Consider the following 12,809-nt stretch of genomic DNA (forward strand, 5'->3'; position numbering starts at 1 on the left):
GGGATTTCCAGCGCTGTTGGCTGCGCGGGGCGGCGCTCCCCGGCGGCCGGGCGGCCGGGGCGGCAAACCCACCGGGGGCTCAGGCCTTACGCGAATCCCCCCCCTGTCCGTTGGAGCGCCGGGCCCGGATCGAACGAACCCCTCCCACTGAAAGTGGGCGTGCTACCACTGCACCACCGACGCCTGGCCGGCGGTTCCCGACCGCTTCCGCGATCTTGTCCCGCCGACGGGGACGAAGTTACCAGCTCATGATCGGAAGAGGAAAATCGGGCGGGACGTCCCCGCCGACGGCGGGGGGAGGCAACAGGAGAGGAAGCGGTGGACGTGACCGCGAGGACGGGGAACGTGCTCCGGGGCGAGGACGTGCCCGCGAGGGAACGCTTCGACTACTGGCGGGAGTTGATCGGCCGCACCCGGGCCAGCGAGGTGACCAGCGCGCACGCCGACGACTTCCGGGCGGAGATGCGGCGCCTGGAACTCGGGCCGGTGACGCTCCTGCGGACCTCCTTCCCCTCCACCCGGTTCCGGCGCACCGCCGGCATGGTGCGGCGCTCGGACCCCGAGGTGTACCACCTGACGCTGCTGCTGGACGGCGGCCTGGCGCTGACCCGCGACGCCCGGGGCCGCACGGAGACCTTCACCCCGGGCGACCTGCACGTCCTCGACAGCTCGGACCCCTTCGACCTGCGGGCCTCCCCCGCCCCCGGCCGGGCGGACCGCCGGGTCGAGGCCGTCGGCATCGACTTCCCCACCTGTCTGCTGCCGCTCCCGCCGCAGCGGCTGCGTGAACTGCTGGGCCGGGGGTTCTCCGGGCGCGAGGGCACCAGCGCGCTGCTCGCGGACTTCCTCGTCGGCCTCGACCGGCAGGCCGCCCTGCTCGGCGACGCCGAGGCGCCCCGGTTGGGAACCGTCGTGGTCGACCTGGTCGCGGCCTGGCTGGCCCGGGAGCTGGACGCCGAAGCCGCGCTGCCGGACGACGCCCGAGGGCGCGCCCTCGTGCAGAACGTCCGCACCTTCGTCCGGCGCAACCTCCACGACCCCGAACTCACCCCGACCGTGATCGCCGGCGCGCACCACGTCTCGGTCAGCTACCTGCACCGCCTGTTCACCCGGCACGGCGACGGCGAGACGCTCGCCGCCTGGATCCGGCGCCTGCGCCTGGCGAAGGCCCACCGCGACCTCGCCGACCCCGCGCTGCGCGGCCTGCCGGTCCAGGCCGTCGCCGCCCGCTGCGGCATCCCCCGCGCCTCCGACCTCAGCCGCGCCTTCCGGGCCGCGTACGGGCTCTCGCCCAGTGAGCACCGCCGCCGGGCGCCGGCCGAGCGCGCGGGCGACGACCACGCGGGCGGGTGACGACCACGCGGGCGGATGACAACGGAACGGACGGGCCCGCGGGCGGGTGACCGGGCGGACCGTCGACGCAGTGCCAAGGAACTGTCGACGCAGTGCCAACACTGCCGGACCGCGCCCTGGCATCCTCCACGGTGGACGCCGACGGCCCGGCACGCCACGGGGGAGCGTGCCGGGCCGCCGGTCGCACGGCCGCCCGTGCGGGGGGGCGGACGTAACAGACCCGGCCGCGCAGGGCGGTGGTGTCCGGCGGCCAGTGGACCCGCACGTTCCGGAAGGCCGGGTACGGGCCGGCTGTTCGCGTGGTGCCGTTCGAACAGCTCGCGTTCACCCACCACGGGGTGGTGCCGGTGGCCGAGCAGGAGCTGGTGAAGGACTGCTGGGTGCCGTCGCTGCCGAAGGTGCCGGTGCTGCAGTCGACGCCGAGCACGGCGGCGGGCGGTCCGGGCCTGGGCTGCGGGGGCCCGCCGGACGGCGCCCGCCCCGCCCGGGTGTCACGCGGTCAGCCGGCCGGGGCGCCGGACGGGGAGGGCGGTGTGGTCGCGGGCGGCCGGGCGTCGCCGGCCTCGCCGACCCAGGCGCCGATGCCGAGGCGGCCGGTGGTGCCCAGGTCGAGTTCCGGGGTGAGCGTCACCGGGGCCGCGTCCGGGGTGGCCCGGACCCGCACGTAGGGGGCGTTCACCGGGGCGCCGTCCCCCGTGGTGTTGCGCCACACCAGGGTGGCGCGGGCGCCCTCGCCCGGGCGCAGCGCGATCTTCTGCGGCGGGGTGTCCGCGCCGGTGCCGGTGGCGATCTCGGCGCCGCCGGACAGCAGTCGTACACCGTCGACGGGCCGGTGGTCGACGTCGAGCAGTTGCAGGGTCGGGTAGCCGTCGAGGGTCACTGCGGCCGTGCCGCAGTTGCGCAGGTGCAGGCCGACCACGCGCAGGCCCATCGCGGCGTCCCCCTCGTCCGCGTACAGGCGCAGGCCGGACGCCGGGCAGGGGCCGCCGGGCTGCGGGGCCTCGGCGCTGGGGACGCTGCGGACCTTGACGATCTTCAGCTGTGCGCCGGCGGCCGGCCGGGTGCGGTCGGACGGGGACAGGTCGATCCGCCGCTTCTCGGTGGCCCCCGGGGCGAGCGCGGTGACGGTGTGCGTCACGGTGTCCAGTGCGGCGCCGGTCGCCGAGAGGCGGTTGAACACCACGGTGACGTCGGACGGTTCGGCGTCCGGGTTGGTCACCTCGTACTCGGCGCAGACCGGGCCGACGGCGGCGATCCGCACCCCGCGCTGGGCGAGCCCGGACGGCTCCTGGGCGCCGGTGGGCGACGGCAGCGGTGTCCCGCACGGCCCGGCGGTGCCGGACGCCGTCGGGGTGCCGTCCGCCCCGGCCGCGCCGGTCGCGCCGGCCACCCGGGAGCCGCAGCCGGTGAGCAGCGCGACGGCCGCGGCGGCGGCTGCGGCGAGTGCGGCCGACCGGCGGGCCGTCAGGAGGGCCGGGTGTTTCTCGAACTGACGCATCGGGCGAGTCGATCACGCTCCGCGCCCGAACGGCTGTGAGCCGGGCCACTCCGCGTGCAACAGGTCTGCAATGGTCCGGGGTTCGGGCGCGGGCGGGCCCCGGCTCCCCGGGGCGGGGGCCGGGGCCCGGGGGCGCCGGAGAACAGCGGCGGAGCAACGGCGGCAGGGGCAAGGGCCGCAGGGGCAAGGGCGGCAGGGGCGGTGCCGGAGCCGGCCTCAGAGGCGGTCGGCGTCGAGGACGGCCTGGACGAAGGCGGCGGGCGCCTCCTGGGGCAGGTTGTGGCCGACCTCCGGGAGGGTGCGGTGCAGGTAGGGGCCGGTGAAGTACTGCCGGTAGGCCGAGCCGTCGCCGGGGGCCGTGAAGGGGTCGCGCCCGGGGTCGAGGGTGACGGTGGGCACGGCGATCCGGGGGCGGGCGGCGAGTCGCTGCTCCAGGCGGTCGTAGCGGCGCTCGCCGTCGGCCAGGCCCAGGCGCCAGCGGTAGTTGTGGATGACGATCGCCGGGTAGTCGGGGTTGTCGAAGGCGGCGGCGGTGCGCTCGAAGACGGTGTCGTCGAAGGCCCAGGTGGGCGAGACGTCCTCCCAGACCAGGCGGCACAGGGCGCGCCGCTTGTCCCGGTCCTCCATGGCCAGGCGCCCGCGCTCGGTGGCGAAGTAGAACTGGTACCACCAGGTGTGTTCGGCGGCGGCCGCCAGCGGCTCCTTCTGCTTCTCGACGTCGGTGATCAGGTACCCGCTGACCGACACCAGTGCCTTGACCCGTTCGGGCCACAGCGCGGCGACGATGTCGGCGGTGCGCGAGCCCCAGTCGAAGCCGGCCAGCACCGCCCGGCCGATCCCCAGCGCGTCCATCAGCGCGACGACGTCCAGCGCCACCGCGGCCTGCTGGGCGTTGCGGGGCGTACGGGCGGACAGGAAACGCGTCGGGCCGTGCCCGCGCAGGTAGGGGACGATCACCCGGTAGCCCTGCGCGGCGAGCAGCGGGGCGACGTCGACGTAGCTGTGGATGTCGTACGGCCAGCCGTGCAGGCAGACGACCACGGGGCCGTCCGCCGGGCCGTCCTCGGCGTAGCCGACGTCCAGCACCCCGGCGCGGACCTGCCCCCGCCGGGCGAACCCGGTCCGCCCGGCGGGGGCGCCGCCCGGCGCGGCCTCCGGGGCGGGGGCCGCGGGTGCGGGGGCTGCGGGTGCGGCCTGCGCGGCCTGGGGCAGGGCGGCCAGGGACAGCGCGCTCGCGCCCGCCCCGAGCCCGACGGCCCTGGTGAAGGTGCGCCTGTCGATCATGCTCGTTCCTCCGTCGTGCGTCGCGTCGGCCGGCCCCGCGGACCGGCGGCTGGCACCACCCACTGTGGTCCGCGGGGCGGTCGCGCACATCAGTCACTTGACGCTGGGCCGGCCGACGGAGGCACCGCAGGATGACCGAACCGGGCCGACGCGCTCAGGTCCTGTGCAGGAGTTCGAGCTCGTCGGCCCGGCGGTGGTCCTTGGGCCGCCCGAGGGCGCGCCGCATGCGGATCAGGTCGTCCAGGGCGACGTACCGCACCGTCAGGCCCGCGGCGTCGGTGGCGGTCAGGGCCCGCCCCAGGCAGGCGGCCGTGTCCAGGCCGCCCCACGGCACCGCGGGCGTGCACAGGTCGCCGCTCGCCCCGGCCACCCGGTAGGAGCCCACCGGGCGGCCGAGGTCGGGAAGTTCGGCGCAGCCCGCCGCGGTGAGGGCCGCGCGCAGGGCGCGGGCCTCGGCGGGGGTGCCGTCCCAGAGCAGGTCGAGGTCTCCGGTCGGCTCGACGGAGCCGTGCATGATGCCGGCGACCTGGCCGACCACGACGGCGCCCGACCCGGCCTCCTGCAGGGCGCGCAGGAAGGGCAGCGGGTCGAACCCGATCGCCCCGTCGGTGGCGAAGGTCCCGTCGTGGACGTCGGCGTCGCCGGGCCGGCGGCCGGTGGGCGTGCGGTCACGGGTGAGTTCACCCGTACGGCGGACGGCCTCGCGCAGCCGGGGGATCGCGGTGTCGGTCATCCCCCCATCCAAGCCGCTGCGCCCCGCCGGCGCCGCCGGATTCCCCGGCCCGGTACGCGGGTCCGACGGCGGACCCTATGACCGGTAGCGGTAGCGGATCCGGCCGCGGGTGAGGTCGTAGGGGCTGAGCTCCACGAGCACCCGGTCGTGCGGGAGGATCTTGATGTGGTTCTTGCGGACCTTGCCGCTGATGTGGGCGAGCACGATGTGCCCGTTGGCCAGCTCCACCCTGAAAGTGGCATTGCGCAGGCACTCGGTGACGGTGCCTTCGACTTCGATTCCGTCTGCTGTCTTGGCCATGTCTCTCACCTCTCCGTTCGGTGGTCGGTCGTCGGTTGTCGCACGGTGTCGTCAGTCGTCGTCAGTCGTGTAAGTCCTCGTCAGTCGTGTAAGTCCTCGTCAGTCGTGTAAGTCCTCGTCAGTCGTGTAAGTCCTCGTCAGTCGTCGTCAGTCGTGGTCAGTCGTCGTCAGTGTCGGACGAGTTCGAGGGTCGCGCCCGCGCGGCGGGCGCCGATGCCCTCGACGAGGGCGGTGGCGGCCGTGTTGGACTCCGCCACGTCGGCCCAGGCCGAGGCGGTGCCGGCCCGGTGCATCGATTCCAGCGCGTGGGCCAGCAGCACGCGGGCGATGCCGCGGCGCCGGTGGTCGGCGCGGACGGCGAGCATCCCGATCCGCGGCCGGCGGAGCGGGGCCACCCGCAGCAGTCCGACGTACTCGCCGTCCTGCAGCGCCACCGCGTAGCGGGCGGGGTCGACCACCGTGGTGCCGGCCGGGCAGGGCAGCACCTGGGCCGGCATCGCCGGCCAGCCGGGGCCCGCCTCGACCTCGGCGTGGACGATCCGGTCCAGGGCGCGCAGCGGGCCCTCCTGTGCCTGCCCGGCGGGCAGGACGGTCACGCCCGCCGGGGGCCGTACCGCGCCGAGGCCGGTGGCCTGCGGGTCGGTGGGCAGCAGGTAGCCCCGCTCACGGCGGACGGTGGTGAAGCCGGCCCGCTGCCAGGCGGCCGTGGTGTCCCGGTCGGCCTCGTCGGTGAGGGTGTGCAGCGGTTCGGGCAGGTCGGCCGACATCGCCGCGGCGACGCGGTCGAAGACCTCGTCGTGCCACGCGTCGACGCTGACGAAGAGCCGCCCGTCGGGCCGGCGCGAGGCGTCACCGGAGCCGACCACGCGGTCGTCCTGCACGGCGTGCCACTGGGTGTCCGAGATCCGGGTGACCACGACCGCGCGGTCGCCGGTGCCCGGGAGGGGGCGCGCCGGGTCCGCGTGCAGCGGGTCCGGGCGCACGGGGTTGACGTGTTCGGGGTTCATGGGTGGTGCCTTTCGGGAGTGCCTGGTCTGAGGCGCTCCCGGGGCGACACCTATGTCAACCGCCCACCGTGACGGAAAGGGGGAGCACCCACATGGATACGGCCTTCATGGGTCTCACCTCCTCGCGTTCTCTCACGGCTGCGCAGACCGTAGCAGTCGCGGGCCCCCGGTCCCAACCGGTTTACGGCCGGCACCTCCGGGAGCGGCACCGCCCGGGGCGGGGATCAGTCCGGGTAGGCGTAGCGGTTGAGGGTGTCGATGAGGGTCTCGACCAGGTCGCCGAACGGTGTGATCTCCCAGTCGCGGTCGCGGTCGAAGCAGTCCCCGGACAGGAGGACGTCGGCGAGTTCGTCGGTCAGCACCCGGGCGTCCTCCTCCCCGGGCGGGGTGTCCGGGTCGAGGCTCACGCCGCCGGACTCGGCGGCGCCGCGCAGCAGTGCGAGGGACTCCTCGGGGCCGGTGAACCAGGCGGGGCGGTCGGGGGCGGGCACGGTGCGCTCCTGCGGGGTCGGACGGCCGGCGGTACGGGCCTGCGGCCGGCGACGGCGGCCGATGGTATCCGGGCGTCGCGCTGCGGCCCGCGGACGGGCCGTACGGGCGCGGCCCGCGGAGGGGCGTGCGGACAGGTGTACGGGCGCGGCGCGCGGTCTGACGGCGCGGCACCGCCGCTGTCCCGCAGGATGAGACGCCCCGTCCCACCGCTGCGGGTTTCTGCCAGCATGCGGGGCATGCAGCAGCAGCTGATTACCAGCGGCGTGCCGGCACCGCGCCGGGAGGAGTGAACCTCCCCGGCCCACCGCCCGCACGCAGACCTCTCGCGCTCCGCGAGGGGTCTTTCTGCTTTCCCGGCCCGCCAGTCCCATCCACAGACAGGACCGTCGCCATGGAACACACCCGGCTCACCGTCACCCTGCGCCCCACCACCGGGACGCTCGCCCGGCTCGCCTCCACCCTCAACAACCACCGGGTCCTGGACCTCGCGTTCACCACCGCGGCGCCGGCCTCGGCCCGGGCCGTCGTGCGCGTCCCGCGGCCCGAGGCCGTCCGCGTCCAGCAGAAGCTGCGCCGGATGGTCGACGTGCTCGACGTGGCCCTGGAGCCGGCCGGCTCCGACGAGGGCGCGGCCCCGCAGGCCCCCGCGCCCTCCCCCGTCCGCTCCCCCCGGCCCGCCGAGGCGGCCGCGGTGTGACCGCCGGCCCGGCGGTCACGGCGGTCAGGCGGCGCGACGTTCAGGCGGCACGGCGGTCAGGCGGCGCGGCGGGCCTGGTCGGTGATGTTGCGGGCCATGGCGTCGAAGACCAGGCCGTGGAAGGGCGCCATCGTCCACCAGTAGGCGTGGCCGGCCAGGCCGTGCGGGTGGAACAGGGCGCGCTGGCGGTAGCGCGTGCCGCCGGCCCCGTCGGGGGTGACCCGCAGTTCGAGCCAGGCCAGGCCGGGCAGGCGCATCTCGGCCCGCAGGCGCAGCAGCCGGCCGGGCTCGATCTCCTCGACCCGCCAGAAGTCGAGGGCGTCGCCGACCCGCAGGTGGTGGCGGTCGCGGCGGCCGCGGCGCAGGCCGACGCCGCCGGCGAGGCGGTCGAGGGTGCCGCGCAGGGCCCAGGCGTAGGGCAGCGAGTACCAGCCGTTGTCGCCGCCGATGCCTTCGACCACCCGCCACACGGCGGCGGGTGCGGTGGCGACGCGTCGTTCGCGCAGGTCCTGGTAGAGGCTGCCGCCGGCCCAGTCGGGATCGGTGGGCAGCGGGTCGCTGGGGGCGCCGGGCAGTGAGGCGGAGGACCAGCGGGTGGTGACCCCGGCGTCGCGGATGCGGCGCAGGGCGAGTTCGACGGCGCGGTCGAAGCCGGTGGGGCCTCCGGGCGGGTCGGGGATCCAGCGGGCGATGTCGTGCTCGTGGCAGACCACCTCGTGACGCAGCGACTCCACCAGCGGGCGGGCGAGCGGGCCGGGGACGGGGGTGACCAGGCCGACCCAGAGGCTGGACAGGGCCGGGGACAGGACGGGCACCGGCAGGATCACCCGCCGGGGCAGGCCGGCCGCGCGGGCGTAGCGGAGCATCATCGTGCGGTAGGTCAGGACGTCCGGTCCGCCGATGTCGAAGGCCCGGTCGACCTCGGGCGGCAGGGCCGCGGCGCCGACCAGGTAGGACAGCACGTCGCGGACGGCGACGGGCTGGATGCGGGTGTCGACCCAGCGGGGGGTGACCATGACGGGCAGGCGTTCGGTGAGGTAGCGGAGCATCTCGAAGGAGGCGGAGCCGGAGCCGATGATGACCGCGGCCCGCAGTTCGGCGGTGGGCACGCCGGCGGAGCGCAGGACCCGGCCGACCTCGGCGCGTGAGCGCAGGTGCGGGGAGAGTTCGGCCTCGGGGACGCCGGCGGGCAGCAGTCCGCTGAGGTAGACGATCCGGGCGACCCCGGCCGCTGCGGCGGCGCGGCCGAAGGCGCGGGCGGCGCGCCGGTCGGTGTCCTCGAAGTCGGCTCCGGTGCCGAGCGAGTGGACGAGGTAGTAGGCGACGTCGACGTCGTCGAAGGCGCCGTCGAGGGTCTCGGGCCGGGTGACGTCGCCGGGGGCGGCCTCGACCTCGGCGCGCCAGGGCTGGTCGCGCAGGCGCCCGGGGTCGCGGGCCAGGCAGCGCACCCGGTACCCGGCGGCGAGGAGTTCGGGCACCAGCCGTCCGCCGATGTAGCCGGTGGCTCCGGTGACCAGGCAGCGCCGTCCGGTCGGGGTCGGCTCGTCCACTGTCGGCTCCTTTCCTGCGGCTGCGGCGGGGTCTTCCGGGCGGGGCCCGGTCAGCCCGGGGTCCGGGCGGGGCCCGGTCCAGGGCGGCCCGGTCAGCGCAGCAGTCGTTCCAACTGGTCGAGGGCGGTGGCCAGGTCACGGGGTCTCAGGGTGCCCGGGGGGCGGCGGGGGCCGGCCCAGCCGGGGCCGGCGGCGAGCACGACGGGCCCGGTGCGGGCGCCGTGGGGGCCCCAGGTGGTGCGGGCGACGTGGTGGGCCAGCGTCCGGTCGGCGGTGCGGGCGACCTGGGACCAGAGCAGGACGGCCGGCGGTCCGGTGCGGCGCACCGCTTCCAGGAGCGCCTCGGGGGGCAGGGCGGGGCCGAACATGCGGAACGGCAGGCCGCGTTCGGCCAGGCCGGCGGCGACGGCCTCCAGCGGCAGGGAGTGCAGTTCGGTGGGCATGCCGGCGAGCAGCACGGCCGGGCCGGACGGCGGGTCGGCCCGGTCGCAGGCCCGGCGCAGGGCGGCGGCGACGTGCCAGGACAGCAGGTGTTCGACCTCGACGCAGCGTTCGCCCTCGACGGCCCACTTGCGCCCGGCCGCCCGCAGGGCCGGGGTCATGACCTCGGTCCAGGCGGTGACGGCGCCGAGGTCGTCGATGCTGCGGCGCAGGATGCGGGCGATCTCGGGGGCGTCGAGGCGTACGGCGGCGCGGGCCAGTCCCCGGCACTCGGGGCGGACGGTGCCCACCGGCAGGGTGTTGCCGCCGGGGGCGGGCACGGTCCCGGACGGCCCGGGCGGCCCGGGCGGCGCGCTCGGGGCCCGGTCGGGGGCGGCGGTGCCGGCGGGCGCGGACGGGTCGGCGGTGCCGGCGGTGCCGGCGGCCAGGGCGACGCGGGCGGCCTCGGCGGGGGTGACGCCGCGGGCGGTGAGGCGGCACATCTCCTCCAGCACGGCCACGTCGTGCGGCTCCCACCGGCGGTGCCGCCCGGGGTCGCGGTGGGCCGGGCCGATGCCGTAGCGGCTCTCCCAGGACCGGATGGTGGTGGGCGAGACGCCGAGCCGGCGGGCGAGGGCTCCGGTGGTCAGTGCGGCGGCGGCCGCGACGGTGGGGGCGGTCACGGCCGTGAGCCTACGGCGGGGCGCGCCGGTGCGCCGCTCGGACGCGGGGACCGGCGGGGCGGGGGCAGGGGGGCGTCGCCGAGGTGGCCGCGCAGTTGGCGCAGGGCGTCGCGGATGCGGGTCTTGACGGTGCCCAGGGGGGCGCCGATCCGGGCGGCGGCCTGGGCCTGGGTGCAGCCGCCGAAGTAGACCAGGAGCAGGCATTCGCGCTGGGCGTCGCTCAGCACGGTCAGGGCGCGCCGGACACGGTCGCGGTCCAGGGCGTCCTCGACGCGGTCGGCAACCTGGTCGAAGTCGGGGGTGTAGTCGCGCAGGGCGGCGGTGCGGTCGCGGTCGGCGGCGGCCCGGGCGGAGCGGACGCGGTCGACGGCGCGCCGGTGGGCCAGGGTGAGCACCCAGGGCAGGACCTCGCCGCGCTCGGGGCGGTAGCGCGGCGCTTCCCGCCACACCTGCCAGAACACTTCCTGGGCCACCTCCTCGGCCTGGGCGCGGTCGCGCAGCACCCGCAGGACCAGGGCGAGGACGGGGGCGGCGGTGGTGCCGTAGAGGGCCTCGAAGGCCCGTTCGTCGCCGCGCGCGGTCCGGGCCATCAGCGCGCGCAGCCCGGCCCGCCGGTCCGCGGACGTCCCGGCGCCGGGTGCCTCGGGGGTCGGCACCCCGGCGCCGGGGGCTTCGGGGGCGCTCGCGCCGGGTCGCCGGTCGATCGTCGCCTGCACACTCCGACCGTCCCGCAGCGGAACCCCGGCCGGGTATTCGCAGCGTTTGCGCAGCGTTTTCGCCCGTGGCACGGCGGGCCCTGCGATCGGCTCCCCTGGAGGTCACCCGTGTCCCACGCCGCCCGTCCTGTGCGGTGCCCGAGCGGGTCCGGGCCGCCGACGACTTCCTGGCCGCCGGCTACGAGGTCCGCTTCGACCTCTCCCCCGTCGTGCTGCGGGCAGGCCGGCAGGCCGACTGGGCCGAGCCCATGTGCCGGATGGACGACGTGCTCGGCCCGGCGGTCAAGGCGCAGGCGGCGGCCGAGATCATCATGCTGACCCGCAACCGGGACCTGCACGAGGTGAACCCCGGCCGGCCCCCCAGGGCCGAGCAGGTGCTGTGGCGCCCCGCCTCCAGGAGCCCGAGCTGTCCGGGAACGGCGGCTGGAACGTGCGCTACCGGGCCCGGGCCAAGGCGGCGGCCCTGGCCGGGCTGCGTGCGCTGATCGAGCGGCACGCGCCCTGGCTGCGGGTCGGGTACGCGTTCTGAGCCCGCCCGGTGCGGTGCCCGGCGGCCGTCACGGCGCGTCCGCTGCGAGCCCGAGCAGGGCGCGGGCGGCGGCCAGGCCGGAGCGGCAGCCGTCCTCGTGGGAGCCCCAGCCGTGGTGGGCGCCGGCGAACGCGGTGCGTCCGGTGGTCAGCCGGGGCAGCAGGCGCTGGGCGGCGACGGACTCGGCCGTGTGGACGGGGTGCTCGTGGACGGTGCGGGAGATCACCAGGTCCTCGGGGACGGGGTCGTGGGGCGATTCGTTGCGGGTGACCAGGTAGTCCTCCGCGGTGTCCAGGCGCAGCAGCCGGTTGAGGTGGTGGCTGATCCGCGCGGTGCCGGCCGGGGCGGTGCAGTGCGGCATGCGGTAGTTCCAGGCGCTGCGGGCCCAGTGGTCGCGGGGCAGGACGGAGGCGTCGCGGTGCAGGACGGTGGGGGTGCTGGTGTGGCGGAACGCCGCGAGGACCTCGCGTTCGGCGCGGGTGGGGTCGGCGAGCAGTTCCAGGGCCTGGTCGGCGTGGGTGGCGATGACGACGGCGTCGGCCTCGGCGCGGCGGCCGTCGCCGGTGGTGAGGGTGACGCCGTCGAGGTGGCGGTGGACGGCCCGGACGGGGGTGTTGCGGTGGACGGTGGTGAGCCGGTCGGCGATCCGCCGCACGTACGCGGCGGAGCCGCCGGTGACGGTGCGCCAGGCCGGCGGGCCGGTCTCCGTGAGCAGGCCGTGGTGGTCCAGGAGGGCGAACAGGTGGCGGGCGGGGTGGTCGCCGGCGGGTTCGGGGGCGCGGGGCGGGGCCGCGGCGGCCAGGGGGATCAGGTAGTGGTGGAGGAAGTAGCCGGAGAAGCACTCGTCGAGGAGGAAGTCGCGCAGGGTGGGGTCGCTGGCGCCGGGGGTGGCGAGCAGGCGGCGGGCGCGGGCCCGGAAGCGCGGGATGTCGGCGAGCAGGCGCAGGTAGCGGTGGCGCAGCGGCGGGTCGGGGCGGGCGAGGAGTCCGGCCGGGCCGTCGGCGCCGGCGTAGGCGAGGCCGCAGCCCTGGCAGTGGACGGAGATGCTCATGTCGGCGTCGCGGGTGGGGACGCCGAGGTCGCTCAGGAGTCGGGCCAGGTGCGGGCTGGTGCGCTCGTCGTGGATCAGGGAGGCGGTGTCCAGGGCGAGTCGGCGGCCGTCGGGGGCGGGGACGCGCTGGGTGTGGGCGTGGCCGCCGAGGCGTCCGTCGGCTTCGAAGAGTTCGACGGCGGCGCCGGCGCGCCGGAGTTCCCAGGCCGCGGTGAGGCCGGCCACGCCCGCGCCGACGACGGCGATCCGGCGGCGTTCGGGGGTCCGCGGGGTGCGCGGGGCGGCGGGCGGTGCGGTCGTGGGTGTGGTCAACGGGGTTCCCTCCCGGTCGGCCGGTGCGGTGCGCTCGGTGCGGTGCGGCTGGGCGGCGCCCGTGCGGGGACGCATCCGGTGTTCGGAGCGGGTGCGGCGGCGGATTGGGGGCGGGGCCCGCGGGCGCCGCCCCCGGCGGGGGGGGCCCCGGGGGCGCCGCGCCCCGCGCCGCCCCCCCCCCCCC

General features: G+C 77.0%; 13 protein-coding genes and 1 tRNA gene. 3 read left to right on the plus strand and 11 right to left on the minus strand.

Annotated features, from left to right (window positions below; genetic code table 11):
• Window positions 1-111 precede the first annotated feature (111 nt).
• Window positions 112-183: transfer RNA gene (locus ACFV0O_RS29915), tRNA-Glu, on the minus strand.
• Between the two features lie 141 nt (window positions 184-324).
• Between ACFV0O_RS29915 and ACFV0O_RS29920 the strand changes: the two genes are divergently transcribed.
• A complete protein-coding gene (locus ACFV0O_RS29920) occupies window positions 325-1,353 on the plus strand; it encodes an AraC family transcriptional regulator (protein ID WP_380346763.1) in 1,029 nt (342 codons plus the stop codon).
• Window positions 1,354-1,852: 499 nt separating this feature from the next.
• On the opposite strand, the gene ACFV0O_RS29925 is transcribed toward ACFV0O_RS29920, so the two are convergent.
• The 6 genes from ACFV0O_RS29925 to ACFV0O_RS29950 all read right to left on the minus strand — a co-directional run bounded on the left by ACFV0O_RS29925 (window position 1,853) and on the right by ACFV0O_RS29950 (window position 6,666).
• Window positions 1,853-2,851, minus strand: coding sequence for a DUF4232 domain-containing protein (locus ACFV0O_RS29925; RefSeq protein WP_380346764.1), 999 nt, complete (start codon window positions 2,849-2,851; stop codon window positions 1,853-1,855).
• Between the two features lie 216 nt (window positions 2,852-3,067).
• Window positions 3,068-4,135 carry an alpha/beta fold hydrolase gene (locus ACFV0O_RS29930; protein WP_380346765.1) on the minus strand — a complete coding sequence of 356 codons (1,068 nt, stop codon included), beginning with the start codon at window positions 4,133-4,135 and terminating at the stop codon, window positions 3,068-3,070.
• Between the two features lie 154 nt (window positions 4,136-4,289).
• The gene (locus ACFV0O_RS29935; RefSeq protein WP_380346766.1) at window positions 4,290-4,868 is read right to left on the minus strand and encodes a hypothetical protein; all 579 of its coding nucleotides are present in this window, start codon (window positions 4,866-4,868) and stop codon (window positions 4,290-4,292) included.
• A 75-nt stretch (window positions 4,869-4,943) separates the two neighbouring features.
• Entirely contained in the window at window positions 4,944-5,168 is a 225-nt protein-coding gene (infA, locus tag ACFV0O_RS29940; RefSeq protein ID WP_360255148.1) for a translation initiation factor IF-1, read from the minus strand.
• Between the two features lie 167 nt (window positions 5,169-5,335).
• Entirely contained in the window at window positions 5,336-6,175 is an 840-nt protein-coding gene (locus ACFV0O_RS29945; RefSeq protein WP_380346768.1) for a GNAT family N-acetyltransferase, read from the minus strand.
• A 224-nt stretch (window positions 6,176-6,399) separates the two neighbouring features.
• Window positions 6,400-6,666, minus strand: a complete 267-nt coding sequence (locus ACFV0O_RS29950) for a hypothetical protein (RefSeq protein ID WP_380346770.1) — start codon at window positions 6,664-6,666, stop codon at window positions 6,400-6,402.
• 392 nt (window positions 6,667-7,058) lie between these two features.
• Here ACFV0O_RS29950 and ACFV0O_RS29955 point away from each other — a divergent pair, with 392 nt between their 5' ends.
• On the plus strand, window positions 7,059-7,364 hold the full coding sequence (locus tag ACFV0O_RS29955; RefSeq protein ID WP_380346771.1) for a hypothetical protein: 306 nt from the start codon (window positions 7,059-7,061) through the stop codon (window positions 7,362-7,364).
• A gap of 56 nt (window positions 7,365-7,420) precedes the next feature.
• On the opposite strand, the gene ACFV0O_RS29960 is transcribed toward ACFV0O_RS29955, so the two are convergent.
• From ACFV0O_RS29960 to sigK, 3 genes are all read right to left on the minus strand, one after another.
• Window positions 7,421-8,914 (minus strand): SDR family oxidoreductase, encoded by a 1,494-nt coding sequence (locus ACFV0O_RS29960; RefSeq protein ID WP_380346772.1) that lies wholly within the window; start codon window positions 8,912-8,914, stop codon window positions 7,421-7,423.
• Between the two features lie 92 nt (window positions 8,915-9,006).
• Entirely contained in the window at window positions 9,007-10,017 is a 1,011-nt protein-coding gene (locus ACFV0O_RS29965) for a MerR family transcriptional regulator (protein ID WP_380346774.1), read from the minus strand.
• Window positions 10,014-10,607, minus strand: a complete 594-nt coding sequence (gene sigK, locus ACFV0O_RS29970; RefSeq protein ID WP_380346782.1) for an ECF RNA polymerase sigma factor SigK — start codon at window positions 10,605-10,607, stop codon at window positions 10,014-10,016. The genes ACFV0O_RS29965 and sigK overlap by 4 nt, the downstream gene beginning before the upstream one ends.
• A gap of 505 nt (window positions 10,608-11,112) precedes the next feature.
• Between sigK and ACFV0O_RS29975 the strand changes: the two genes are divergently transcribed.
• Complete coding sequence (locus tag ACFV0O_RS29975; RefSeq protein WP_380346775.1) at window positions 11,113-11,262, plus strand: hypothetical protein; 150 nt, start codon at window positions 11,113-11,115, stop codon at window positions 11,260-11,262.
• Between the two features lie 28 nt (window positions 11,263-11,290).
• On the opposite strand, the gene ACFV0O_RS29980 is transcribed toward ACFV0O_RS29975, so the two are convergent.
• Window positions 11,291-12,625 (minus strand): NAD(P)/FAD-dependent oxidoreductase, encoded by a 1,335-nt coding sequence (locus ACFV0O_RS29980; RefSeq protein ID WP_380346776.1) that lies wholly within the window; start codon window positions 12,623-12,625, stop codon window positions 11,291-11,293.
• Window positions 12,626-12,809 lie beyond the last annotated feature (184 nt).

The sequence above is a fragment of the Kitasatospora sp. NPDC059577 genome (assembly GCF_042735475.1).
GTDB lineage: Bacteria > Actinomycetota > Actinomycetes > Streptomycetales > Streptomycetaceae > Kitasatospora.

Excerpts from the sequence above, each read along its gene's own strand:
- ACFV0O_RS29935 (WP_380346766.1), bottom strand. The coding sequence starts at position 4,868 with ATGACCGACACCGCGATCCCCCGGCTGCGCGAGGCCGTCCGCCGTACG.
- ACFV0O_RS29925 (WP_380346764.1), bottom strand. The coding sequence starts at position 2,851 with ATGCGTCAGTTCGAGAAACACCCGGCCCTCCTGACGGCCCGCCGGTCG.
- ACFV0O_RS29955 (WP_380346771.1), top strand. The coding sequence starts at position 7,059 with ATGGAACACACCCGGCTCACCGTCACCCTGCGCCCCACCACCGGGACG.
- ACFV0O_RS29930 (WP_380346765.1), bottom strand. The coding sequence starts at position 4,135 with ATGATCGACAGGCGCACCTTCACCAGGGCCGTCGGGCTCGGGGCGGGC.
- ACFV0O_RS29945 (WP_380346768.1), bottom strand. The coding sequence starts at position 6,175 with ATGAACCCCGAACACGTCAACCCCGTGCGCCCGGACCCGCTGCACGCG.
- sigK (WP_380346782.1), bottom strand. The coding sequence starts at position 10,607 with ATGGCCCGGACCGCGCGCGGCGACGAACGGGCCTTCGAGGCCCTCTAC.
- infA (WP_360255148.1), bottom strand. The coding sequence starts at position 5,168 with ATGGCCAAGACAGCAGACGGAATCGAAGTCGAAGGCACCGTCACCGAG.